This window comes from Novosphingobium sp. KN65.2, from assembly GCF_001368935.1.
Classification (GTDB): domain Bacteria; phylum Pseudomonadota; class Alphaproteobacteria; order Sphingomonadales; family Sphingomonadaceae; genus Novosphingobium; species Novosphingobium mathurense.
In genome coordinates this window covers 32,420-55,342 of the sequence record NZ_CCBH010000139.1, presented here as the reverse complement: position 1 = coordinate 55,342, position 22,923 = coordinate 32,420, and the positions used below count along the sequence as shown (strand labels likewise).

Annotated in this window: 21 protein-coding genes; 10 read left to right on the top strand and 11 right to left on the bottom strand. The window is 62.7% G+C overall.

What is annotated here, in order from left to right; all coding sequences use genetic code 11:
• Positions 1-154: 154 nt before the first annotated feature.
• The 3 genes from SPHV1_RS06735 to SPHV1_RS06725 are packed head-to-tail and all read left to right on the top strand — an operon-like array spanning position 155 to position 3,137.
• Positions 155-1,327: a tyramine oxidase subunit B gene (locus tag SPHV1_RS06735; RefSeq protein WP_197277675.1), complete on the top strand. Its 1,173-nt coding sequence runs from the start codon at positions 155-157 to the stop codon at positions 1,325-1,327.
• 41 nt (positions 1,328-1,368) lie between these two features.
• A complete protein-coding gene (locus SPHV1_RS06730; RefSeq protein ID WP_054945266.1) occupies positions 1,369-1,791 on the top strand; it encodes a Rid family hydrolase in 423 nt (140 codons plus the stop codon).
• Positions 1,792-1,844: 53 nt separating this feature from the next.
• Positions 1,845-3,137, top strand: coding sequence for an FAD-binding oxidoreductase (locus tag SPHV1_RS06725; protein ID WP_054945265.1), 1,293 nt, complete (start codon positions 1,845-1,847; stop codon positions 3,135-3,137).
• A 45-nt stretch (positions 3,138-3,182) separates the two neighbouring features.
• Here the strand turns inward: SPHV1_RS06725 and SPHV1_RS06720 are convergent, their stop codons facing one another.
• The 6 genes from SPHV1_RS06720 to SPHV1_RS06695 all read right to left on the bottom strand — a co-directional run bounded on the left by SPHV1_RS06720 (position 3,183) and on the right by SPHV1_RS06695 (position 8,809).
• A complete protein-coding gene (locus tag SPHV1_RS06720) occupies positions 3,183-4,703 on the bottom strand; it encodes an aldehyde dehydrogenase (protein ID WP_082430885.1) in 1,521 nt (506 codons plus the stop codon).
• Positions 4,704-4,719: 16 nt separating this feature from the next.
• Positions 4,720-4,998, bottom strand: coding sequence for a hypothetical protein (locus tag SPHV1_RS06715; RefSeq protein WP_054945264.1), 279 nt, complete (start codon positions 4,996-4,998; stop codon positions 4,720-4,722).
• Between the two features lie 267 nt (positions 4,999-5,265).
• A complete protein-coding gene (locus SPHV1_RS06710) occupies positions 5,266-5,727 on the bottom strand; it encodes a MarR family winged helix-turn-helix transcriptional regulator (protein ID WP_054945263.1) in 462 nt (153 codons plus the stop codon).
• Positions 5,728-6,173: 446 nt separating this feature from the next.
• Complete coding sequence (locus tag SPHV1_RS06705) at positions 6,174-7,505, bottom strand: DUF4185 domain-containing protein (RefSeq protein WP_197277668.1); 1,332 nt, start codon at positions 7,503-7,505, stop codon at positions 6,174-6,176.
• Between the two features lie 52 nt (positions 7,506-7,557).
• Complete coding sequence (locus SPHV1_RS06700) at positions 7,558-8,358, bottom strand: hypothetical protein (protein ID WP_176167923.1); 801 nt, start codon at positions 8,356-8,358, stop codon at positions 7,558-7,560.
• Positions 8,359-8,422: 64 nt separating this feature from the next.
• Positions 8,423-8,809 carry a DUF6152 family protein gene (locus SPHV1_RS06695; RefSeq protein WP_054945262.1) on the bottom strand — a complete coding sequence of 129 codons (387 nt, stop codon included), beginning with the start codon at positions 8,807-8,809 and terminating at the stop codon, positions 8,423-8,425.
• Positions 8,810-9,404: 595 nt separating this feature from the next.
• Between SPHV1_RS06695 and SPHV1_RS06690 the strand changes: the two genes are divergently transcribed.
• Together SPHV1_RS06690 and SPHV1_RS06685 are read left to right on the top strand one after the other, a co-directional pair.
• Entirely contained in the window at positions 9,405-10,700 is a 1,296-nt protein-coding gene (locus SPHV1_RS06690) for a hypothetical protein (RefSeq protein WP_156367269.1), read from the top strand.
• A 97-nt stretch (positions 10,701-10,797) separates the two neighbouring features.
• On the top strand, positions 10,798-12,198 hold the full coding sequence (locus SPHV1_RS06685; RefSeq protein WP_054945260.1) for a serine hydrolase: 1,401 nt from the start codon (positions 10,798-10,800) through the stop codon (positions 12,196-12,198).
• Positions 12,199-12,385: 187 nt separating this feature from the next.
• Here the strand turns inward: SPHV1_RS06685 and SPHV1_RS06680 are convergent, their stop codons facing one another.
• Together SPHV1_RS06680 and SPHV1_RS06675 are read right to left on the bottom strand one after the other, a co-directional pair.
• On the bottom strand, positions 12,386-12,802 hold the full coding sequence (locus SPHV1_RS06680) for a thioesterase family protein (RefSeq protein WP_054945259.1): 417 nt from the start codon (positions 12,800-12,802) through the stop codon (positions 12,386-12,388).
• Positions 12,803-12,845: 43 nt separating this feature from the next.
• The gene (locus SPHV1_RS06675; RefSeq protein WP_054945258.1) at positions 12,846-14,081 is read right to left on the bottom strand and encodes a hypothetical protein; all 1,236 of its coding nucleotides are present in this window, start codon (positions 14,079-14,081) and stop codon (positions 12,846-12,848) included.
• A gap of 393 nt (positions 14,082-14,474) precedes the next feature.
• Here SPHV1_RS06675 and SPHV1_RS06670 point away from each other — a divergent pair, with 393 nt between their 5' ends.
• A complete protein-coding gene (locus SPHV1_RS06670) occupies positions 14,475-15,797 on the top strand; it encodes a PQQ-dependent sugar dehydrogenase (protein WP_082430879.1) in 1,323 nt (440 codons plus the stop codon).
• Positions 15,798-15,915: 118 nt separating this feature from the next.
• Here the strand turns inward: SPHV1_RS06670 and SPHV1_RS06665 are convergent, their stop codons facing one another.
• The 3 genes from SPHV1_RS06665 to SPHV1_RS06655 are packed head-to-tail and all read right to left on the bottom strand — an operon-like array spanning position 15,916 to position 18,564.
• Positions 15,916-16,599 carry a type 1 glutamine amidotransferase domain-containing protein gene (locus SPHV1_RS06665; RefSeq protein WP_054945256.1) on the bottom strand — a complete coding sequence of 228 codons (684 nt, stop codon included), beginning with the start codon at positions 16,597-16,599 and terminating at the stop codon, positions 15,916-15,918.
• Between the two features lie 13 nt (positions 16,600-16,612).
• On the bottom strand, positions 16,613-17,773 hold the full coding sequence (locus SPHV1_RS06660) for an aminotransferase class V-fold PLP-dependent enzyme (RefSeq protein ID WP_054945255.1): 1,161 nt from the start codon (positions 17,771-17,773) through the stop codon (positions 16,613-16,615).
• Between the two features lie 2 nt (positions 17,774-17,775).
• Positions 17,776-18,564 (bottom strand): tryptophan 2,3-dioxygenase, encoded by a 789-nt coding sequence (locus tag SPHV1_RS06655; protein WP_054945254.1) that lies wholly within the window; start codon positions 18,562-18,564, stop codon positions 17,776-17,778.
• Positions 18,565-18,720: 156 nt separating this feature from the next.
• Here SPHV1_RS06655 and SPHV1_RS06650 point away from each other — a divergent pair, with 156 nt between their 5' ends.
• The 4 genes from SPHV1_RS06650 (at position 18,721) to SPHV1_RS06635 (ending at position 22,916) form a co-directional block, all read left to right on the top strand.
• Entirely contained in the window at positions 18,721-20,751 is a 2,031-nt protein-coding gene (locus SPHV1_RS06650) for an elongation factor G (RefSeq protein WP_054945253.1), read from the top strand.
• Positions 20,752-20,884: 133 nt separating this feature from the next.
• Positions 20,885-21,250: a hypothetical protein gene (locus tag SPHV1_RS06645; RefSeq protein WP_054945252.1), complete on the top strand. Its 366-nt coding sequence runs from the start codon at positions 20,885-20,887 to the stop codon at positions 21,248-21,250.
• Between the two features lie 2 nt (positions 21,251-21,252).
• Positions 21,253-22,335 carry an alpha/beta fold hydrolase gene (locus SPHV1_RS06640; protein WP_054945251.1) on the top strand — a complete coding sequence of 361 codons (1,083 nt, stop codon included), beginning with the start codon at positions 21,253-21,255 and terminating at the stop codon, positions 22,333-22,335.
• Positions 22,332-22,916, top strand: a complete 585-nt coding sequence (locus tag SPHV1_RS06635; RefSeq protein ID WP_054945250.1) for a GNAT family N-acetyltransferase — start codon at positions 22,332-22,334, stop codon at positions 22,914-22,916. The genes SPHV1_RS06640 and SPHV1_RS06635 overlap by 4 nt, the downstream gene beginning before the upstream one ends.
• Positions 22,917-22,923 lie beyond the last annotated feature (7 nt).

The following is a 22,923-nucleotide window of genomic DNA, read 5'->3' as shown; positions in this document are numbered from 1 at the left end:
TACAGTAATCATGGGAGGGCCGAAACCGCGCAATAAGCTGTCAGGTGTCGGTCTTGGCTGCGAATAATGGGAAAAGCGGCAAATAAAAGGTGTGCATGTGTCCGATTTGAGCTCCGATGCCCAAGTGGCTCCAGAAGCTGTTCACGCCGTGAGGATGTCCGAAAATGACAAGGATGGTAGCGATCTCCTGAGTGCACTGCCCCGGGTGGATTTTCTCTATCTTTCAGAACCCGACATGATCCGCGCGGGCGTCACGAACATGTCCCAGTGCGTTGATGCCATGGAGGAGATGTTCCACCTTCTGCATATCGGCGACTATCGCATGGCAGGCGGGAACAACAATTCGCACGGCGCGATCGTGGTCTTCCCCGAAAATTCGCCATTCCCCGACATGCCCAAGCCGACCACCGATCGTCGCTTCATGGCGATGCCGGCCTATCTTGGAGGGTCGTTCTGCACCGCAGGCATGAAATGGTACGGATCGAACATCGAGAACCGCGACAAGGGCCTGCCGCGTTCGATCCTGACTTTCATGCTCAATGATGCCGACACCGGGGCGCCGCTGGCGCTGATGTCGGCCAACCTTCTTTCGGCCTATCGGACAGGGGCAGTGCCCGGTGTCGGAGCGCGGCATCTTGCCCGGCGGGATTCGCGCGTGGTGGGCATCGTTGGCCCGGGTGTCATGGCGCGCACTTCGCTCGCTGCGTTCATGGAGACCTGCCCGCTGATCGATACATTGAAGATCAAGGGACGAGGGAAGGCCAATCTCGACGCTTTCACGGGATGGGTTGCGGAAACCTACCCGCAGATCACCACGATCAAGGTTGTGGAAACCGAAGAGGAAGTCGTCCGCGGTTCCGATATCGCCACCTTCTGTGCCTCGGTTGCGACCGGCGATCCGTCGAAATATCCGACAGTGCGCCGTGAATGGGTGAGCCCCGGCACATTCCTGTCGATGCCTGCGCCCTGCAACATCGACGAGGGCATGCAGGGCCCGGAAATCAGGAAAGTCCTGGACTTCACAGGCCTGTACGAAGCCTATCTCGAGGAGCTTCCGGCGCCGCGCCATGTTCACGTGCCTTCTGTCGGCGTTCGCTTCTTCGACCTCGTCGAAGAGGGCAGCCTGCCACGCGAGGCGCTCGAGGACCTTGGCGCGATCGTGTCTGGCGACGCGCCCGGCCGCCAGAACGACGAGGAGATCTTCATTCTCTCGGTAGGCGGCCTGGCGGTCGAGGACGTGGCCTGGGGCACCGTGATCTATCGCAATGCCGTCGCCAACGGGATCGGCGTCAAACTCAACCTGTGGGACGCGCCGGCACTGAAATAGTCGGATTGCCAACGCTTCATCAATTCTAACCAGGAGTCTCCATGCCTGAAGTCATCAAGGTCAAGACCGGAAACAAGTTCGAGGATCTCGGTTCCTATTCGCGGCTGGTCGCCGTGGACAACATGATCTGGGTGTCCAACACTGCCGGACGCAATCCGCGAACGAAACTGATCCCGGAAGATCTGACCGAACAGACCAATCAGGTGCTCGACAACATTTCCGGTGCGCTGGCCGCGGTCGATGCGGTGCTGGAAGATGTCGTTTCGGCGCGGGTGTTCGTCCAGTTCCCCGAGGATATCGACACGATCATGGCGGCATACGGCAAGCGCATGGGCGGCATCAATCCGACCCTGACCATGACCTGCCCTCCGCTGGGCGCCGCCCAGTACAAGGTGGAAATCGACGTGGTTGCCGTTCGCGGCGTTTCCAAGGCCGACGTCAAGGAACTGCTCGTCTCCCAGTGACAGTCAGCCCCGCGCGTCGCGGGGCTGATCCAAACTTTCAAGGCCCTTGTTTCATGGCTCCTCAGATCGTTCCGGTCCAAACATCACCCGCCCTGCCGAAGCAAACCACCGTTGTGGTGATCGGTGGCGGCATCGTCGGGCTTTCCACCGCACTTTGCCTGGCCGAGCGCGGCGTACCCGTGGTGGTGATCGAGAAAGGTCGGATCGCCGGCGAACAATCGTCCCGCAACCTTGGCTGGGTGCGCAAGGTGATGCGCCCGGTGCCCGATCTGCCGATGGCTCAGGCGGCAGAACGGCTGTGGGCGCAGACGCCGCAGCGCGTGGGGGATGATTGCGGCTTTCGCCAGGCCGGGATCGCCTATGTCTCGCGCACGCCGGAAGAACTTGCAGTCCATGAAAGCTGGCTGACGTCGGTGCGCGGATCGGGGGTCGATTCCCGAATGCTGACACCGGGTCAGGTCGCGGAGCTTTTTCCCGGGAGTACCGGGACGTGGGCCGGGGGGATCCTCACCCCGTCCGATGGACGGGCTGAGCCGACCATGGCCTCGAGCGCCATTGCCAAGGCCGCAATGGCCAAGGGCGCCATCATCGTCGAAAATTGCGCGGTGCGCAAACTGGAGACCACCGGCGGGGCGGTCAGCGGCGTGGTGACCGAACAGGGGGAAATCCGCTGCTCGCAGGTGGTGTTGGCCGGTGGCGTATGGTCGCGCAGGTTCCTTGGGAACCATGGCGTAAGGCTGCTGACTTTACCGTTGGTCGCCGCGGTTTTGCGGACCGAACCGATGGACGGGCCGACCGACTGCGCCGTGGGCGGCACGGATTTCTCGTTCCGCAAGCGGCTTGATGGCGGCTACACCATCACCCAGCGAGGTGCCTTGTTCGCCCCGCTGACCCTCGACCACTTTCTGATCGGGCTGAAATATCTGCCCACACTGATGGCCCAGTGGCGCAACTTGCGTGTCTCGTTCGGACGCGAGTTCTTCGACGATCTGGCGTTGTCGCGGCGCTGGAAGGCAGATGCCCTATCGCCCTTCGAAAAGATCCGGACCATGGACCCGGATGTCAGGCATTCGCTTAACGAGGAAGCGATGCGCAATCTGATCGCGGCCTGGCCGGTCTTTGCAAAGGCGAAGATCGCACAGGAATGGGGCGGAATGATCGACGTTACGCCGGATTCCATGCCTGTGATCGGCCCGGTCGCGCGCTTGCCGAACCTTACCCTGGCAACGGGTTTTTCCGGCCATGGTTTCGGGACCGCGCCGGCGGCCGGTGAAATTGTCGCCGATCTGGTGACCGGAAAGACGCCGGCGCTCGATCCCACTCCCTACCGCCCGGATCGCTTCTGAGCCTTTTCAGCTCTGGCTGCGTCGGGCGGTAGCGACGGTTCCGGCTTATCCGAATTCGTAGTTGCCTTCGAGCCGCATGCAGACGGCTTTGGGCTCGGTAAATGCGTGGACAGCCTCGCTGCCGAACTCGCGCCCAAGGCCCGAGAGCTTGCCTCCCCCGAATGGCATGGCGAGATCCAGAACGTTGTGGGTATTGAGCCACACCGTCCCGGCATCGATCCGTTCGGCCAGCAGATGCGCATGGTCGAGGTTGCGCGTCCAGACGCTGGCGGCAAGGCCGAACGGGGTGTCGTTCGCCATCGGCACGATCTGTGAACGGTCGGTGATGCGCGTTGCGCAGACCACCGGGCCGAAGATCTCCTCGCGCATTACGACCATGTCGGGATCGACATTTGCAAGCAGCGTCGGGCGATAGAACCAGCCTGCCGTCTCTTCGACGCGTCCGCCGGCCACCACTTCGGCACCTTCTTGCACGCCTGCAGCGACGATTTGGCTCACGCGATCGCGCTGGCGTGGCGAAATCAGGGGGCCGATCTGCGTTGCCGGATCGAAGGGGGACCCCAGTCGCAGGGCTTCGGCGATGCCCGCCACTCCGTCCATGACCCGATCATAGACCGCATCCTCGACCAGCAGGCGCGAACCGGCCGTGCAGATCTGGCCCGAGTTGGAGAAGATTGCCGCGGCCGCGCCGGGAATGGCGCGATCCAGATCCGCATCGGCGAGGATGATCGTGGGCGATTTCCCGCCAAGTTCCAGGGTCACCCGCTTCATGGTCGCAGCCGAGGCCGCCAGGATGCGTTGGCCGGTCGCCGTCGATCCGGTGAAGGCAATCTTGCGCACGCGCGGATGATCGACAAGGGCCGCGCCCGCCTCGGCGCCGTAGCCGGTGACGATGTTGACGGCGCCGGCAGGGAAGCCGGCTTCGACGATCAGTTCGCCCAGCCGCAACGTGGTGAGCGAGCTTTCCTCCGACGGCTTGAGCACTACGGTGCACCCGAAGGCGATCGCAGGCGCAATCTTCTGGATCGCCTGTCCGATCGGGAAGTTCCACGGCGTGATGCCGCCGACCACGCCGATGGGGCGGCGCTGCGTATAGGCGCGATAGACGGCGTCCTCAGGCACCAGCGGGTTGTGGGTCACATACTCGCCGTTGATCTTGGACGCCCACCCGGCGAAATAGCGCAATCCGTCGATGGTGAACTGCAGATCGATCGCATTGGTCACGGCAAGCAGCTTGCCGCTGTCGAGCGATTCCAGCGCCGCCAGTTCCTCGCGATAGCGTTCGACCAGCAGCGCGAGGTTCTCCAGCAACCGACCGCGGTCCAGCGGGCGCATCGCCTGCCATGCGCGGCTTTCGAAGCAGGCGTGCGCGGCATTCACCGCCCGGTCGACATCCTCGGCAGAGCAGGCCGCGAATGACATGATCGTCGCGCCGGTTGCCGGATCTATCGCATCGATCGTCCGTTCGGCACCGCGCGGCTGGACCAACTCGCCGTTCAGGAGGATACGCCCTGATGGGAGCCTGATTTCGGGGCGTTCGAAATGGGCAGTGTTCTGAGAGGACATTGTCGTTTCCATAGGGTTAGGCAGCGAGGCAGCGGTTCGTTGCAGGCTGCAGGATTTGAAGGGCGGACTTTTCGCCGTCGAGGTTGAGGGCGATGCGGGGGCCGAATGCCCCGGCACTGCGAACATGCGTAACCGATCGCTGGCCGCAGATGGCGAACAGCACCATCACGACACAGGCGAACGATTGGATCTCGGGTGGATATGCACCAGGAACGTAGGCCGACATCAGGGGGATAATTCCGGCCACGACGCTCATCGCCGCAGCGTAGGTCAGGATCGCGAGAACTGTCGTCAAGGCACGGGTGGTCCTGCGACAAGGCGCTCCGAAATTGGCCGCGTTGGCCGCGAGTGCTCCTGTTTTCTGCGTCATTCCGCCCCCGTGGCACGGCTGGTTATTCTATCGCGCAATGAATGACGATCCACCCGAAAGGCGGTATTGCGCAGGTGCCATCTTAGTTTGCATGTTCGGCCACGCCCTGCCGGGACAGGTGTCCTTCCCGTATCGAGTGCCGATTTTCTCGATACAATCTCGGCGTGCTGTCTCGCTTGCCAGTGGGGCAGCCTATCCGTTGAGCTCGATCAGGTTTGCCAGCATCCGGTTGAGCACGTCGCGGCACACCTGGCGTTCCGCCTCCGCTATACCCTCGCTCAATGTCGTGAAGTATTCATCCATTGCCGGCCAGTTCTCGAAAAGCTGATCGCGGCCCTTGTCGGTGAGCATGACTTCTCGGCGGCGTTGGTCATGTTTCGGAACTCGACGTTCGACCAGGCCCTGGATAACCATGGCATCGACTGCACGACTGATAGAGGATTGCTCCGTGAAGGTACGGGCGGAAATCTCGTTGATTGTCAGTCCGTCCTCGATCTGCAGGATCGACATCGTCCGCAGGGTTACCAGATTGAGGTTGTTCTTCTGCAGCATGCGCCTCTGCGTGGCCTGGCCGAGCATGGCCAGCCGATTGACGAGGTAGGGCAGGGAGCGTTCCAGCTCTTCATAGGTGCAAGGAGGGGTGGATTTGCTCATGCAGGGTCTCCAGTGCCTGCCCGGACGGGAGCTTGCCATGCCAGTTGCGGATCGTCCTCTCGCTGGCCCGTCCGGTCATGGCCGATGGAGCCCGGGGCACTCGCGAACTGATTATCGGGAAGTCCCCATGTGCACAGATGCACAGCGTTGCCCTGTCCGGGGAACTGTGCGACGAAGGCATTGCGCCCGTCATTGCAGCTGTGGATCTGTCTGGTCGGCGCCATGATCTCCCCTTCGCCAAAGCCGGTAATACGCAGCCGCGCCTTTGCTGCGTAATGCGGACTGTCCGGCGAGGGAGCAAGTGCATTTCAATCGATGATGTTGATCGGCTCCAGCGCGCGCTCCCGGACGCATCGCTGCGGCGAATGGCCCGCGTGGCGGCCAGCGCGTCCATGGATGGGGAGATCGGTATGCCTCGAACGGCTCTGGTGGATGGGGTGGAACGGTCAGTCGGTTCGAATATCGAAGCGTTGCGCGTTCATGGCAAAGCCCGGCAGGTAGCGGCGCAGGATAGCTGCCTCGATCGTTGTCCGTTCACTGGCGTCGCGCGCCTTGCTCATTTCCGCGTCCACAAGTTCTTCGTCGCGCCCGAACTCCCGGATTCCGGCGAGATCGGGCCAAACCAGCCAGAAGGATTTGCCATCGGCGGAGATCCAGCCCGGCGCGATCTGCGGCGAATAGGCGCGTGCCTTCGGATCTCCACCCGGCGTCCAAGCGGTGTCTTCGTGGATCTGGCGCCACGGACCCCAGGGATTGTCCGATACCCACAGGCCCAGATAGCTGGGCTTGCCGAATTCGGTTCCATCGGGTGCGCAACCGATCCCGGCGCTGGACATCATGTAAAGCCCCAGCGGTTCATTCCAGACCACGCTGGGCAGCCAGGATTCGACCACGAGATCGCCCGGGAACAGGTTGGTGTAGTTGACCCAGCCGCGCGGGAAGGTGTGTACCGGCCGGCGGTCGGCGATGTCGGCCGACCAGCGTGCCCTGCCGCTGCCCGCGCGGCCGGCGAAAAAGCGATAGGCGGAGCGATCGAGCAGCCGTTCCTTGGGGACGCGGAACAGCATCAACTGGTTCATCAATCCGTCGACGCTGCCGTTGAGGCCATAGACATAGACGTACCCGTCGCGGTTTGCGCCATAGGCCCGGCCTTGCTGGAGGAAGGCGAGCAGGGAAAAGCAGCCGTCGGGTTCGTTGAAGAAAGGAAACCGCGTTCGCGATTGCTCGTTCCAGTCCTCCCAAACGACCGGGCGGGAACCGTCAAGGTTCTGCCACGTGGCCCCGCCATCGGAAGAATGGATCAACTTGGCGCCGGTCCAGCGCCGTGGCCGGTCTTCGGCCGCATCGAGCGTGGCGAGGAACTGATAGAGGTTCTGGCCAATCGCGATGACGCCATTGCCATAATAGTGCGGGGCGTTTTCGGGATGGGCCGCGCGATCGACGAAAGGATAACCGTCGAGTTGTGCGAAGCGCACGTCGCTCGGCGGCCCTTCTGCAGTCCACAACCGGGTGCTGAAGAAGGTGGCGGGGGGAGGGGCCCAGCCGGGGCCGTCGTTGACGACAACGATCTGCCGGCCATCCGCAGCCACGGTCATCTTGTAGCCATCGCCCTGACCGCCGAGGCGGGTTACCGTGCCGTCAACCGGCACAGCCCCGTTCACGGCCGCTGCGCCGCGTCGCGGGGCAGCGGCAGAAAGCGGGGAAACGAGAGGACCACCAATGCTGGTGGCGAGGCCCAGCGCCAGTGAATGGCGCAAGAAATCGCGTCTGGGATTCATCGATGGTCTCCCGTGGTGGGCCGTCCCAATCAGGCGACGGCCCTTGTGGCGTTTACTGGATTTCGTCGGCGGTTTTCATTTCGATCGTGCCGTCGTCGCCGACCTTGAACAGCGGATCTTCACGCTCGCAGAAGTATTCCTCGATCACGTATTCCGGATTGCGCTTGTATCCGTAAGTGAAAGTGTAAGGTTCCACGAGCCTCGGGTCTTTGATCGTGATGACGTCCTCGAGCAGATCCGGTCCGGTCAGGCGGATGCGCTCCGTGATCTCCATTTCCGAGCTGAACGGAATCTCGAAGAATACAGGGCGTTCCTTGATGCCCTTGGTGGTAATGACCAGGGTGTCCCCTTCCCAGTGGCCGGTCGAGAAGCCGTAGAAGTTGGGGTTGAGCTCATCGGCAGCGGGCATCGGACGATCGAGATAGATGCGGCGGGTCTGGGTCAGGAACTCTGCGAGCACCGTCACCTGGCCCGGCGTCTGGAGGATCTCCAGCGGGAAGATCGCGCCCATGATCGCCGGCATGCCTTCAGGCAGGCACTGGGTGCTGGCATCGACGCGCGGAGTGCCGGCCTTGAGCAGTTCCTCACGTTCTGTGCGCAGCTTCTTCCATTGGGATGCCCAGGGCTCTTTCAGTTTCGGACCGTCGCCCGGTACCGGTAGCTCCAGAAAAGACAGCTCGGATCCGGCGAAGGGATCGGGGTACATTTCCCAGACGCCCGAGATATCCGTCCCCTGGATCTTTACGTCGCGGACCGTTGCGGCCTGGCCTGTTTCGGCGCGGACCGTCTCTGCGTGGCTACTGACCGATGCCAGTGCGACCGTAAGAACAAGTGCGAGTTTCGATTTGAACATTTGATTTCCCCCTCCTGGCCGAACTCGGCCAGGCGTCATTTTTTCTCGAGTTCGGGACGATGGCTTACCAGCTGGAGAGGGTACGTCCGTCGGGAACCTTGATGCTGTTGAGCATCCCGCCCGGCTTGCCGTTGCGGAGCGGATAGTAGGTGATGTCCACCTTGTCGCCCGGCTTGATCGTGTTGAACTTCCAGCCACTCTTGCGCAGCATGTTCACGCTGCTGCATTCGAGGACATAGCGGGTGACCTTCGATCCCTCGGTGACGTTAACGACGACGAACGAGTGAGGATTGGTGAACCTGAATTCTGCAACAGTGACCTGAGCCTTGGCGAGCTTGGTCGTCTGGTCAAACATCGCGAACGAATGGTGAGCCAGAGCCGGAGTGGCGACAGCGGCGCCCAGCGCGCCGACGCCGGCTGCAATGACTGCGATCTTTCCGAATAACTTCATGAGACTTCTCCATCTGAGGCTGACCGGGGGGAAGATGCAGTTGGCAACGAGGGTTGGATGCCCCGAAATTTGCGGACCGACGTTGTCTTTCACGTCGCCCCGTTCATTGGGCCTGAACCTGAGTTGCACTGGCTTTGCTGCGCTTCACCTCTGTCGTCGCACCGTGGTTGCTTGTGGGTTCTACTTGGGGCCATCGCGTCGGCCGGCGAAGGCGATTACAGTTGTGAAACCGTTACATCTTAAATCCAAATCTATGTTATATAAGTGTTTTATTTGTAACCTTGCAAGTCACGATGGGTGTCGAAAATGGGCGCATAAACCGTGTCTGGCATCGAGTGGCATGGGTAGAACAAGATTATGTGTCGTTCAGAAACCGGAAGCTTACAGTGAACGAGCCGGTGATTGGAGGCCGGGCCGATGAAATATGCTACCTGCCATTCTATTGTCGGCGTGACTGCGGATCCTCCGCCTGCGATGAACTGTTGCTATTTGTGCATTGAATGGTGCAATATCGATTCATTGTTACGCCACGTAAACTATGGACTGGAGCGGTGATCCTGTGAGTTCGGCCCGTTTGAATCAGGACGACGCCCGCTTGCTCGCTGCAGCCGACACGGTGCGCGGGGCTCTCGAAGGAAGCCGTTCTGACCGCCTGCTTCGTCTGTTCGACTATTTGCTGACGAAAACGATGGCTGGCGAAACCCCGTCGGAACAGACAATTGCCTCGGAAGCCTTCGCCGACGAAAATTTCCTGGACACCGGACAGGATGCCAACGTTCGGGTCTACGTGCATCGTTTGAGAAAGGCGCTCGACAGTGCCTTTGCGGAAATCTCCGGGCCGAGGCTCTACATTCCCGTGGGGGAGTATCGCATCTGTCTGAGCGATGAGGACGACGGCGAAGTTACCGGGCAACCTCAGCCGGAATCGGGGGTAACGGTACGCGGCGGGCCTCGCTACAGGCGCATGGCGGCTATGGTCGCTGCGGCACTTGTCTGCGTGATCGCGGGATGGTGGTGGCTGAATCGGTCGACGCCGCCGCTGGCGCAGACCCAGGTATGGCAGGCCTTCGATCAGAGCGAGCGCCCCCTCGTCGTCGTGGTGGGCGATTACTACCTTTTCGCGCAACTCGACTCTCCGGGCGGGACACCGGATGCCGGGCCGCAGCTGGTGTGGGACAAGGAGGTCCCCACCCGTGAAGACCTGACGATTCTGCAGATGCTCGATCCCGCCCATGCGCACAGCATTGTCGATTACAACCAGCAGTTCGTAAGCGGTGGATCGATTCAGGCGCTTTCGGCAGTTCGCGCCGATATCAATCAGCTGCCTTCGCTCCGGAGGCGGTCGACCAGGCTCGTGGCGGCCTCGCAGCTGACCCCGGAAATGCTCAAGGCTTCAGACATCATTTATGTCGGGCAGTTCAATGGCATGCCGCCACTGCTCAAGGATCCCCTGGGGCAGGCATCCGGTTTTCGGATTGAATCGGGCTTCGAGGGCCTGACCGATGCGGCAAGCTCGAAGCGTTATCAGTCGGACGGAATGGTACTGACCGACGAACGGATCGCGCGCAGGGACTATGCCTATCTTGCGAGCGTACCCGGCCCGGCAGACAATCGCCTTCTGGTGATCGCGGGGATAGGGGACGCCGGTCTCAAGGAAGCCGCGCAACTGGTCGGGAACTTCGACCAGCTGGAACGTCTAGCGGCCAATCCGGCCAAGTTGCGCAGCGGTTTCGAAGCGCTGTACCGGGTGCGGACGATCGAACACGTCAATGTGGGGGCCACTCCGGTGCTCGACAGGCCGCTGAAATCGGGCGAGATCTGGGACAGTTCCGGCAATGTCGCGCCCTATCGCCCCTTCGACACGAAAGCCGATTCCCCGGCGCCAGAATAAAGCCAATGTTGCAGGGGAATGCAGGCTGGCCGGGACCAGAAACAATCCGGCCGCTTTAGCAATTTCGATGAGCCCGCGTGAAAGGCAAATTTCGCTTATGAATATCGGTAACTCCATGCGCTTCGGTCTTCTTCTTTCCGCGCTTCTTTCCACTGCGGCTCATGCTGACCCGGTCGATGATCTGGTCGCGGCGGAGATGGAGCGCAGCAAGACGCCCGGCGTCGCCATCGCGGTTGTCGACGAAGGTCGTCTGGCGCGGGTGCAGTCCTTCGGACAGGCCGATATAGAGCATGGCGTGCCGGTTCATCCCGATACGATGTTCAAGATCGGCGCCACCGGCATGCAGTTGACCGCGGCAGCCGTCATGCTGTTGGTGGAAGACGGCAAGATCGAACTGGACGCGCCGGTGAAGCGCTACCTGTCGGGAGTGCCCGCCAAGTGGGCCAAGGTAACCGTGCGCCAGTTGCTCGATCACACTTCGGGCCTGCCAGCCACGCCGAATGGCGATTTTCGGGCAGAGTATACCAATGCAGAGCTGCTCGACATCATTGCCTCGCAGGACATCAATTCTCCGGCCGGAGCCCGCTGGCGTTTCAGCTATGCCGGATACATCGTGCTTGGCTTCATGATCGAAGAAGTTACCGGCGAACACTGGACGAAGTTCATGGATCGCCGGATCTTCAAACCGCTCGGCATGCAATCGGCGCGGGGCATCGACGAAATGGCGATCATCCCCAACCGGTCGACGGGATACGAACTGCGCGAAAAGGGTTTGCGCAATGCGGAATGGATCTCCCAGACTGCGAACTCCACGGCCGACGGTTCGCTCTACCTCTCGGTACTCGATTATGCGGCGTGGGCGAATGCCGTTTCACAGCGACGCCTGCTGAGCGCGAAATCGTGGGACATTCTGGCGAAGAAGGCGAGCCTTGGCGACGGACAGAGCTGCGCATACGTGCCGGGATGGTCGACCGACCGGCAAGGCAAGCAGGTGACATGGAGCCAGGCAGGCAGCTGGCAGGGTTTCCAGACCTATACCCTGCGGTATCCGGGGCGGGATCTTACCGTTGTGGTCTATGCCAACGGCGAGAAGGCCGACGCCCGCTACCTCGCGCGGAGTATTGCGGGTTTGACCGATCCTGCGCTTGCAGGCGCGCCGGCCAGCCCGCGCAGCGATGCGGACGCAAATGTCACGGCCAAGGCCCGCGCACTGATCGAGGCGATTGTTGCCGGTCGCACGACGCAATCCGATTTCGTCGATTTCGCTGAGCTCGATTATAACGAACTCACGGCGCTTTACGCCGGAATGCTGGGTGAGCTTGGGCCGCTTTCCGATTTTGCGCTGTTCGACCGACCGGCGCAATGCGGTGAAACCCTGTATCGCTACCGTGCGCGCTTCGCCAAGGGCGTCGTCGAGATACGCATGGGACTGGCCTCGAACGGTAAGGTCGCCACTCTCGACATCGTTCCGTTGAAGGATTGGAACGAGCCGCTTTAGGCCTTTCCCCCAGGACGCAGGTCCGCTCCGTTCCCTGTGGACGGGGCGGGTGAGCTGGAGATGGTCGGTGCATTCGATGTGCCGACCGGCTTTCGTGAATACGCGTGGATCTGTATTCGGTTTCGGCCGGCGTTACCCTGTAAATATCCTGCGCAGCGAGAGCTTGTTCGTCTTGCGCCTTTAGGGTTCAGACGATCGGCACGAGGTATTGCGTCATCCGCTCGCGTATATCTTCAGGCCAGGGTTCGGATTTCCGAGTCTCAAGGTTCATGCAGACAAGAGTTCCCGTGGCCCGGAGCCGAACCAGACCCCTTGCGGTGAATACGGCGTCGTAGCAACAACTGCTGCGACCGATCCTGCCGGGCGTGAGCAGTATCGTCAGTTCCTCGCCAAGGGTGCTGGGTGCCTCCAACTCTGCAGATAGCTGTACGGTAGGAACCCCGATGCCGCGATCCAGGTGCATGGAATTGAAGCTTGCCCCGAGGCCCCGGGCGAACCAGTCCTCGACCGCAGCATTGAGCATTTCGAAATAGCGGGGATAGAAGACGATCCCGGTGTCATCGATATGGGCGGAACGGATTTGCCCGGTTGTCCTGAACGTCATAACCCGCGTTCCTTCAATCCAAAGACAGGTTCTGCGGTCGAGATCAGTTCAGGGCGTGAACTGAAACGAGGCGCTTTTGGGACGGGGCACCGCTGCTCCCGGTGACCTCGAACAGAGCCTCGAAGTTGCGCGCACCGCCGATCTTGCGTTTCAACGCAGAAATGACATGTGGTGTCTTCATGAGGTCGACAATGGCATTGGTTCCACTGTCGCCGATGCCGGCCAGCACGATCATGCGACGTCCGGAGGAACCGGTTCGGACGGCAAGATAGCCGTAGTCCTTTGCGGATGCCGAACCTTCGCCTCGATAGACCTGGCCCTGGAATTTCCTGCGCTTCGCGACATCGACCAGACCGTCGTAGCCTTCCGGACGGAAGCGGGACTGGGCAAAGACCCGCGATTCCAGAATTCCAAGCTGTGACAGCCGGCCTACGTAAATGATGTCATGGCTCTCGAGCAGATCGGCACTCAGTGCGGAGACGGGAACGAGTTGGCCGGTTTCGCCAGTGGCCCCGCCAGTCAGGCCAAGCCTGTCCTGAACTGTCCAGGCAGCTTCGACCGAACCGATGGGCGCAAAGTTCAGATCGAAATCGAACAGTTCGTAGAAGGACTCCGGATGGGCTTTCAGATACTCGCTGAAATCGTCGCGCGTCTGGACCTCGGGATTGAGGATCATCCGCCGGATACTGCGCTGGTCGGGAGTTTCGGCCAGCAAGCGGCTGTCGCCTACAGCGATCAGCGGCTTGGACAACTTGGCCGCGTCTCCGAGCAGGGCCTGGCGGCTGCCGCTCTTGCTTGCCGTCGAAATCGAAGCCGTCGACCAGAGGCTCCAACCGATGAATGCCACGCAGGCGCAGGCGATGAGGACCAATCCGATGGAGAGGGCCGGGGGCAGCCCGATCAACCGTCTCAGCCATGCCGGCAGATCGGCGTCGCTGTCCGTAGCCTCGCCGTCTTGCAGAACGATCCGGTATACCCCCTTCGGAATGACGAGGCGCGGACCTTCTTTGCCGTGATAATAATCGTCGATTCGCTTGCGCAGGCGATGGACATAGACCCGCACGCCCGATCCTGCGGTGGAATCCAGCATGGCGTCGTTGCCGAAAAGGGCGATGGCAAGCTCGACTTCCTTGGGCGAGCGGTGGTCGCGAGAACGCTCAACCAGGAGATCGAACAGAGCGAGCTGATTGGATGACCGCCCCTTCGCCAGAACTTCGCGAAATCGTGCGGTTTCAATTTCGTAGGCCGTTTGAGTCTCGTCAGCAGCTTCTGGCTTCATTGATCTGTTGGCCTCGATCCCCAATAGTGCCCCACTACCTGCGGGAGAACCCTTGTAACGTCCCGCAGCCGGTCATGCTGTTACCCCCGTATGGCATAACCGCAACGCCTATGTTGCACTGACGCACAGCCTGAGGCCATCGCGTGTGGAGAGTTTAGGCGCAGATCGACATATTTCAATCTTGAAATATGTCGGCGGGGCAGTTGCCTTCGGCGCGAGGCAAGCCGGGATTCCGCGTCGCAACCTGAAGCCGGGTGGCAAACCAAACGCTGCGCCGGTATTCGACCCAAGATGCCAAGAAATTGACCGACCCTGCAATCAGTCCGCATTCCTCTGAGATACTAGACTGACGCTTTGGGGGCTCGGTGATCGGGCACTGACAGGAGTGGGTGAATGAACGGGTTTGGCGGCTTGGCGAAGCGGATGCTCAGCGTAGGGAGGCGTTCCGGCTGGCTGGTTCTGTCAGCGGTCGCAACGATACCAGCCATGGCGTCCGGTGTGCCCGAAGTCGGTTTTCCGGTCGAAGCGCCGGGCCCCGGGCCCTTCACCTTTCCCAGCGCAGAACAGTCTTCGGTGAAAGTGGAGATTGTTGCCCGAGGTCTTGTGAATGTCTTCAGTCTCGCTTTCCTGCCCAATGGGGATGCATTGATCGTGGAGCGCGGTCAGCGGCTGCGCCTGCTGCGGCATGCCACGGGTCCCAATCCGGAGTTGGTGCCACAGCCTGTTGCCAACGCACCGGAGTATTCCAAAGCCGAGCATCTGAATCCGCTGGACATGATGGGCATTCAGGATGTGAAGCCCGACCCGGATTTTGCGAAGAACCGGCTGGTGTATTTCACTTACAACCGACCGGACGGCTACGATCCCGTCGAAAAGAGGATCAAGGGCGTCACGGTGCTTGCCCGGGCCAGGCTCGATGACCTGCGGCTGACCGACATCAAGGATCTCATGGTCGGCGAATCGCTGATTGGGCCCGGCAGCTCGCGGATCATGATCGGTAACGATCGGCATATCTACATGTCCGTGGGAGCGCTGAGCGAACGAGATATCGAGAGTTCTCAACGCACCGATAATATTTACGGCAAGGTCCTGCGGGTCGGGTTCGACGGCAGCATCCCGGCGGATAATCCGTTCGTCGGGGTCAAGGGCGCGCGGCCCGAAATCTGGACTTACGGGCACCGCGATGCCCTTGGCCTGGCGATCGATCCGCAAACCGGCCGTATTGTTGCTTCCGAGCATGGACCGCAGGGCGGCGATGAGCTGAACGTTCTGATCCCGGGCAAGAACTATGGTTGGCCGAACTACACTTACGGGACGCAATACGGCGGTTCGCCCTTGCCATCGGCGCCGGTCGGTGCCGGAACGCAAGGCCCCTTCCTGATCTGGGCACCGGGCATCGCCCCCAATGGAATTACCTTCTACACCGGGGCGGCGATGCCCGGCTGGAGCAACAATCTGTTCGTCGCCAGCGCCCGGCGCGGTCAGATCAATGGAACAGGTGCGATTATTCGCGTCGTTTTCAACGATCGGCTGGAGGAGATGCGCCAGGAAGTCCTGCTCGATGGCTTGCACCAGCGCTTCAAGGATGTGCGCCAGGGACCGGATGGCCTGCTCTATGCCGTGACGGACGAAGAAAATGCCATTGTTGTACGTATCGGACCGGGCGCCGACGCGTCGCAGGGTACCGCGGCTGCGCGAGACGCAGTCCATCAGTGACCGGGCTAACCCGGTCGTGAACGACGATACGGGCCAGCCAGCGAGCGTTGCGGCGTTCAACCCGGACGGCGGGTTGTAAAGGCGCCGCACCGCCTTTCGCTGCTGGCCTAAGTCCCGGTCACGCGGCCTGCAGGGCCTGCGTCAGCGCTTGTGCCGTGGCGGCCGAGGAGGCGGGGTTCTGGCCCGTGATCAGCAGGCCGTCGCGCACGACGTGGGGGTGCCAGTCGGGTCCGCTGGAGAACTGACCGCCCTTGGCCTTCAGTTCGTCCTCGACAAGGAAGGGAACGACGTCGGTCAGTTCGACGGCGGCTTCTTCGGAGTTTGTGAATCCGGTCACCTTCCTGCCTTCGACCAGCGGCTGGCCGTCGGGCTTGCGTGCGTGGCGCAGGACGCCGGGGGCATGGCAGACGAGTGCGACAGGCTTTTGCGCGGCGAGGAAGTCTTCGATCAGGGCGATCGAATGGCTGTCCTCGGCCAGGTCCCAGAGCGGGCCGTGGCCGCCGGGGTAGAATACCGCGTCGAAGTCTTCGGCCTTCACATCGGCCAGCCGGACGGTTTGCGCCAGCGCGCCCATCGCTTCGGGGTCCGCTTCGAAGCGGCGGGTCTCGTCGGTCTGGAAGTCGGGCTCGTTGCTCTTGGGGTCGAGCGGGGGGCGGCCGCCCTTGGGCGAGGCCAGGGTGATCTGCGCGCCGGCTTGCTTGAGCGCATAATAGGGCGCGGCGAGTTCCTCGAGCCAGAAGCCGGTCTTGTGGCCGGTATCGCCGAGTCGATCGTGCGAGGTGAGGACGATCAGGACTTTCATGGACAACTCCTTGCTATGCGCGCGGCAGTCGGGCGAGGGCTTCGACAAGGGCGTCCACGTCGCTTTCATCGTGGTATAGCCCAAGGCCGATGCGCAGGACTTCGCCTCGCACATCGACGATCACATCCTCGTGACCGAGCGTTTCCTTCCATAGCTGGGCACTGGGATGCGAGAACGCAAGGAAGCGCGCTTGCGGTCCGGTGCCGGGCGCGTTGAGCAGGGTAGCTGCGGCCAGTGGCGTTTCCCCGATGCGTGCGAGCAGCAGGCGCTTGAGGCTTTCGGTCTTCGCACTGATCGCCGCGGTATCGAGGCCCTCCTGCGCCAGCATCACGCGTACCGCGTTGAAGCGGTAGATCCCGGAGGGATCGAAAGTCGCGCCGAGAAAACGCCGTGCGTCGCTGGCATATTCGACGCGTCCGGACGGGTCGGACAGGTCGGCGATCTCGGCGTACCATCCGGTGACCTGCGGCCTCTCGCCGAAGCCGGGCGGGGCGTGCATGATCGCCACGCCTTCGCCGGACATGGCATACTTGTATCCCCCTGCGAGGTAGAACAGCCGGTCGGCAACGCGCGACAGGTCGGTCTGCGCCGCCATGAAGCCGTGATAGCCGTCGATCACGACCCACGGCCCTTCGGGCCGGGCGATCTCGGCAAGCCGCTCGAGCCCCGAGAAGACCTGTCCGGTACCGAACATGACATGGCTGACCCAGACCAGATCGTGCTCGCCTTTTTGCGCGCGGGCGAGGAAACGGTCCTCGAAGTCCGCCCCCGCGAGGGAGACCGTTTCCAGTTCGATCACGCCTGCCTCCAGCCAGCGCGCGGCCTGTCGGCGAAAGCTGTGAAACTCGCCATCGCTGGCCAGGACCCGCAAGGGACGGCGCGGGTGGGCCGAGACGATGCGCACGAAGAAATCGTGCGTGTTCTGCGCAAAGACGACGGTGGACGGGGCGGGCAGGTTCAGTTCGGCGGCGACATGGCGCTGCGCTTCGGGCCAGACTTCGCCCATGACCCGCTCCCACTTGCGGTCGGCGAGGGAGGCCGCATCCTGCCAGCAGGCAAGGTGGCCGGCATGCGAGGCATCCGGCCACAAGTGGTGCGAATGGGCGGCGAAGTGCAGCCTGCCGGGCGCCGCCCCGAGGGCGCGGCTGAACAGGTGCTTGTGCGAGGTTCCCATGATTACAGGCTGGTCCTGAGCGACCAGAGTTCCGGGAAGGCGCGCTTGGTCACGGTAGAGGCGAGATAGGGCACGCCCGATGTCCCGCCGGTGCCGGGCTTGCCGCCGATGATGCGGCTGACCGTAAGCACGTGCTTGTGGCGCCAGGTGGACAGGGCATCGTCGATGTCGACCAGCTTTTCGGCGAGCTGGTAGAGGTCCCAGTGGCGGTGCGGATCGCGGTAGACTTCCAGCCACGCCGCCTCGACCCGGGGCGAGGGTTCGTAAGTCGCGCTGAAATCGCGCTCCAGCGCTTCGGGCGGCAGCGCGAAGCCGGCGCGGGCGAGCGCGCGGTTGGCCTCGTCCCACAGGCTGGGCTGCCGGAGCGCCTTCTCCATTGCCGCCCGCGCATGGGGGCGGTCGGCCTGGAATTCGAGATGCCCCGCCTGCTTGAGGCCGAGCAGGAACTCCATCGTGCGGAACTGGTCGGACTGGAAGCCCGAACTGCTCCCCAGCACCGGTCGGAAGGTCGAGTAGTCGCTGGGCGTCATTGTCGCGAGGACTTCCCAGGCCAGCGTCATGACCGACTGGATGCGGCTCACCCGGGCAAGGCTCTTGTAGGCTTCGATCAGAGCGTCACGCTGCACCAGGTCGATGGCGAGGTGCAGTTCGGACAGGATCTGCTTGAGCCACAGTTCCTTGGTCTGGTGGATGATGATGAACAACAGCTCGTCGTGCTCATCCGAGACGGGGTGCTGGGCGGCGAGAAGGTCGTCGAGCGCAAGATAGCGCGCGTAAGTCATGTCAGTCATGCTCAGGGTTTGGACCAAGCCCAACCGGTCCGCAAGCGCAGGGGCTATACCTCGTTTCGCTTGCATTGGCCCGGCACTGGGAGGATCCTCGCGACTCCGGCGCACCGCCACAAGAGCGGGCAGGATTTCAGGAGATGCAAGCGCGAGGAGAGCGACATGAAGGCAACCAGCAACGGCGCGAAAGTCATTGCGCTCGTCGGACCGACGGGCGCAGGCAAGACGAGTCTGGCAGAAGCGATGCTGTTCGCGGCAGGGGCGATCACCAGACTGGGCGCAGTCAAGGACGGCAACAGCGTGGGCGATGCCAGTCCGGAAGCGCGATCCCGAGGCGGGTCGACCGAGATGAACCTCATGCGCTTTGGCTGGATGGACGAACCCTTCGTGCTGCTCGACGTGCCCGGCGCGCCCGGCTTTTCCGCCGATGCGGAGCAGGCGCTTGCGGTTGCCGACCTGGCGCTGGTGGTGATCGACCCAGATCCGGTGCGCGCCCCGCAGGCGGAACCGGTCCTGCGCCAGCTCGAGGCGATGGAGATTCCGCGGGCCATCTTCGTCAACAGGATCGATCAGGCGCGCGGCAGCATCGAGGAGCTGCTGGAGACCCTGCAGCCTCTCAGTGCCTCTGCATTGGTGGCGCGGCAGATCCCCATTCGCGATGGCGAGCACATTGACGGCTTCGTCGATCTGGCGCTGGAGCGGGCCTATCACTACCGGCCCGGAAAGCCTTCCGAACAGATCCCGATGCCCGCCGACCTTGAGTCGGTGGAAACGGCGGCGCGCTTTCACATGCTGGAGCAACTGGCCGATCACGACGACGTCCTGCTCGAGCAACTGCTGCTCGACGAAGTTCCCAAGCTCGACGTCATCTTCGGTGACCTGACCCGGGAAACGGCGCAAGGGCAGGCGGTGCCGGTCCTGTTCGGGTCGGCCATCAACGGGTTCGGCGTGCGGCGACTGCTCAAGATGCTGCGTCATGACACACCGCCGATGGAGCAGGCGATGGAACGCCTCGGCCTCGGCAAGAATACCGCACAGGTCTTCAAGATCATGAACGGCAGTTCTGTCGGGCGCCTTGCGCTCATGCGCCTGTTCGGCGGTCAGGTTCGCGAAGGGGCCGACTGGGTGGACGAAAGTGGCGAGGCGGTGCGCGCCGGGGCGATCTTCGCCCTGCAGGGCAGTGCGGCGAACAAGCTGCAGCAGACCGATCCGGGCGATGTCGTCGGGATCGCCAAGCTCGACGATGTCGGTGCCGGGCAGCGGCTCGGCATGGCGGGAAACAGGCCGGAACCGGCAGAGCGGGCGGCCATGGCGCCGAACAATTGCGCGCTGGCGATCGAGGTCAAGGACCACAAGGACGAAGTGCGCCTGTCCGCCGCCATCGGCAAGCTGGTGGAAGAAGATGCCGGGCTCGCATGGGCGCCCGACGAGATGACCCGCGAAATGCTGATCCGCGGCCGTACCGACGAACAGCTCGCCGTCGTGCTCGAACGGCTCAAGCGCCGCTATGGCGTGGACGTATCCGCCAGCGCACCGAAGGTCCCCTATCGCGAGACCATCCGCAAGGCGGTGACGCAGCGCGGACGGCACAAGAAGCAGTCGGGCGGGCATGGCCAGTTCGGCGACGTGGTGATCGAGGTGCGTCCGCTCCAGCGCGGCGAGGGCTTCCGCTTCGAAGAGCGCATTACCGGCGGCGCGGTGCCCAAGCAGTGGATACCCTCGGTCGAACATGGCGTGCGCGACGCGATGGAGAGCGGGCCGCTCGGTTTTGAGGTGGTGGACGTTGCCGTGACCCTGGTCGACGGCTCCTTTCACACCGTCGACAGCTCCGAACTGGCGTTCCGGCTGGCCGGGCGTCTGGCGATGGGCGAGGCGCTCGCGGCGGCCGGACCCTACCTGCTGGAACCTTTCGCTCATGTCGCGATCCGCGTCCCCGGTACGGCGACCTCGCGCGTGACTTCGCATCTGGCGAGCCGGCGCGGGCAAATGCTGGGCATCACTCCGCTGGAGGGCTGGTCACGCTGGGACGTCATCGAGATGCTGTTGCCCGGTGCCGAACTGGCAGGGCTCGATGGCGAACTGCGTTCGCTAAGCCAGGGGATGGCGCAATTCGAGGCGCGCTTCGATCACTTCGCCGAAGTCAACGGCAAGCTGGCCAGCGCGATCATTCAGGGTCGTCTCGAACCGGCCTGACGCCGACGCGGACCATGCGCGAGGGGCGCCGTCATCCCTGTCGGTGCCATGGCGGCAGCCCCAAGCGAAAGTCCGCGCCGATCTCTCTTAATAAATAGTTGTACTGCCGGGGATGCAAAGCATTGTAGTGCCCATGAGCAATGCGCCCTATGACCCGCTCGCCGCCTGGCAGAAGTTCGTTCAGGACTGGGAGCTCGAAATCAACGCCTGGTCCGGCAAGTTCACCGAGAGCGAGCAGTTCAGCGCGATCATGGGGCAGGCGACCAAGATGATGCTGGTCGCGCAGAGGACCGTGACCGACCAGCTGGAGAATGTCCTGCAGTCGCTCAACCTGCCGACCAAGGCCCAGGTGGAAGGTCTGTCCGATCGCCTCGATGCCATCGAGGACTCGATCGCCCAACTGCGGATCGCGCTCGACAAGCTGGCGCAGGACGGCCCCGTTCCTGCAGGCAAGCCGGAGCCTAGCCGAACCCGCAAGCCGGCAGGCAAGGCCGACTGACTTTGGCGGCAGAGCCATCACCGCTCGACAGCGACGCCATCGCCCAGCGCGTCGAACTGGAAATAGAGCGGGCGCTCAAGCGCAACATCAAGGGGCTCGACCTCCTCATCGCCGACCGCGAGCCGGTCGGGACGATGCCCAAGACGGTGATCCACCGCGAAGGCACGGCTGTCCTCTATCGCTACGAACCGGTGCTCGACGAGATCTACCGCGTGCCGCTGCTGATCGTCTCGCCGCCGTCGAACAAGGGCTACATCTTCGATCTCGCGGCCGGGCAGAGCTTCGTCGAGTTCATGCTGAACCGCGGTTACGACGTTTACAATCTCGACTGGAACCCGCCCCGGCGCGGGGAAGCCGGGCTTGGCCTTGCCGACTATGTCGACCGCTTTCTGCCCGATAGCTTTGCCGCCATCCAGGAGATTACGCAGGAAACCGAGGTCTCGCTGGCCGGATATTGCATGGGCGGCACGCTGGCGACGATCTACACGGCGCTGCATCCTGCCGCGGTCAGGAACCTGATCGCCTTCGCCACGCCGATCGACTTCACCCATATGAAGCTGTTCCAGGCATGGGCGGACAAGCGCTACTTCGATGTCGACCTGCTGGTACGCGAACTTGGCGTCATCCCCGCCGACGTGATGCTCGGCGCCTTCGACCTCTCGCGCCCGGCCAATCGCACCGCGGGGCGCATGACGCTGTGGAACAACATGTGGAACGACGACTACGTGAAGTCCTACCGCATGTTCGACCGCTGGGCGGCAGAGACTCTCCCGGTTCCCGGCGAATACTTCCGCGAGATCATCACCCGGCTCATGTGGGACAATGCCCTCGCGAAGAACGCGCTCGAAGTGGGCGGTCGCATGGTCGACCTGTCGGGTATCGCATGTCCGCTGCTCAACATCGTGGCGCAGCACGATCACATCGTCAGTCACGAAGCGACGCAGCCGCTCATGCACCTGACGGGATCGAAGGACAGACACGAAATCGTTTCAAAAGGCGGCCACGTCAGCCTCGTCGCGGGACCCGCTGCAGTCCGGCGCCTATGGCCCCACATAGACGAGTGGCTTGGAGTACGATCGACATGACGATCAGCAAGGATATTGCCCCCACCCGGCTGGAGCTGGGCGACACCAGCGTGGACCTGCGCCCGATGGAGCGCGGCGACCGCGACGCGATCCTGGCCTTCGCGCAATCGCTGCCGGTCCACGACCTGCTGTTCCTGCAGCGCGACATCCGCCAGGAGAAAGTCGTTTCCGCCTGGATCGACCAGACCGAGGAGGGCGGCTCGATCGGCAGCCTGCTGGCGGTCGACGCCGAAGGGCGGGTCCACGGCTGCACCGCGCTTGTTCGCGACCGCCTCAGCTGGTCCAGCCATGTCGCCGACATTCGCATCCTCGTGGGCGTGAACAGCCGCAGCATGGGACTGGGGCGCCTGTTGGCGATGCACTGCGTCGATCAGGCCATGGCCGAGGACGTCGAGAAGCTGACGGTGCAGATGACGCCCGACCAGGAGGGCGCGCTGCGGATGTTCGAGGAGCTGGGCTTTCGCCCTGAAGCGCTGCTGCGCGATCAGGTTCGCGATGCCGCGGGCGCGACCAGCGATATTGTCATCATGGCGCTCAATCTTGAGCGCTATGCGTCCACGCGAACGGTATACAGCCTCTAGAAGCCCC

Excerpts from the sequence above, each read along its gene's own strand:
- SPHV1_RS06680 (WP_054945259.1), bottom strand. The coding sequence starts at position 12,802 with ATGACGTTCAGGACAACCGGGCAAATCCGTTCCGCCCATATCGATGAC.
- SPHV1_RS06720 (WP_082430885.1), bottom strand. The coding sequence starts at position 4,703 with ATGTCCTCTCAGAACACTGCCCATTTCGAACGCCCCGAAATCAGGCTC.
- SPHV1_RS06735 (WP_197277675.1), top strand. The coding sequence starts at position 155 with ATGTCCGAAAATGACAAGGATGGTAGCGATCTCCTGAGTGCACTGCCC.
- SPHV1_RS06725 (WP_054945265.1), top strand. The coding sequence starts at position 1,845 with ATGGCTCCTCAGATCGTTCCGGTCCAAACATCACCCGCCCTGCCGAAG.
- SPHV1_RS06650 (WP_054945253.1), top strand. The coding sequence starts at position 18,721 with ATGAAGGCAACCAGCAACGGCGCGAAAGTCATTGCGCTCGTCGGACCG.
- SPHV1_RS06660 (WP_054945255.1), bottom strand. The coding sequence starts at position 17,773 with ATGGGAACCTCGCACAAGCACCTGTTCAGCCGCGCCCTCGGGGCGGCG.
- SPHV1_RS06710 (WP_054945263.1), bottom strand. The coding sequence starts at position 5,727 with ATGAGCAAATCCACCCCTCCTTGCACCTATGAAGAGCTGGAACGCTCC.
- SPHV1_RS06675 (WP_054945258.1), bottom strand. The coding sequence starts at position 14,081 with ATGAAGCCAGAAGCTGCTGACGAGACTCAAACGGCCTACGAAATTGAA.
- SPHV1_RS06635 (WP_054945250.1), top strand. The coding sequence starts at position 22,332 with ATGACGATCAGCAAGGATATTGCCCCCACCCGGCTGGAGCTGGGCGAC.
- SPHV1_RS06730 (WP_054945266.1), top strand. The coding sequence starts at position 1,369 with ATGCCTGAAGTCATCAAGGTCAAGACCGGAAACAAGTTCGAGGATCTC.
- SPHV1_RS06645 (WP_054945252.1), top strand. The coding sequence starts at position 20,885 with ATGAGCAATGCGCCCTATGACCCGCTCGCCGCCTGGCAGAAGTTCGTT.
- SPHV1_RS06655 (WP_054945254.1), bottom strand. The coding sequence starts at position 18,564 with ATGACTGACATGACTTACGCGCGCTATCTTGCGCTCGACGACCTTCTC.
- SPHV1_RS06705 (WP_197277668.1), bottom strand. The coding sequence starts at position 7,505 with ATGAATCCCAGACGCGATTTCTTGCGCCATTCACTGGCGCTGGGCCTC.
- SPHV1_RS06665 (WP_054945256.1), bottom strand. The coding sequence starts at position 16,599 with ATGAAAGTCCTGATCGTCCTCACCTCGCACGATCGACTCGGCGATACC.
- SPHV1_RS06670 (WP_082430879.1), top strand. The coding sequence starts at position 14,475 with ATGAACGGGTTTGGCGGCTTGGCGAAGCGGATGCTCAGCGTAGGGAGG.
- SPHV1_RS06695 (WP_054945262.1), bottom strand. The coding sequence starts at position 8,809 with ATGAAGTTATTCGGAAAGATCGCAGTCATTGCAGCCGGCGTCGGCGCG.
- SPHV1_RS06700 (WP_176167923.1), bottom strand. The coding sequence starts at position 8,358 with ATGTTCAAATCGAAACTCGCACTTGTTCTTACGGTCGCACTGGCATCG.
- SPHV1_RS06685 (WP_054945260.1), top strand. The coding sequence starts at position 10,798 with ATGAATATCGGTAACTCCATGCGCTTCGGTCTTCTTCTTTCCGCGCTT.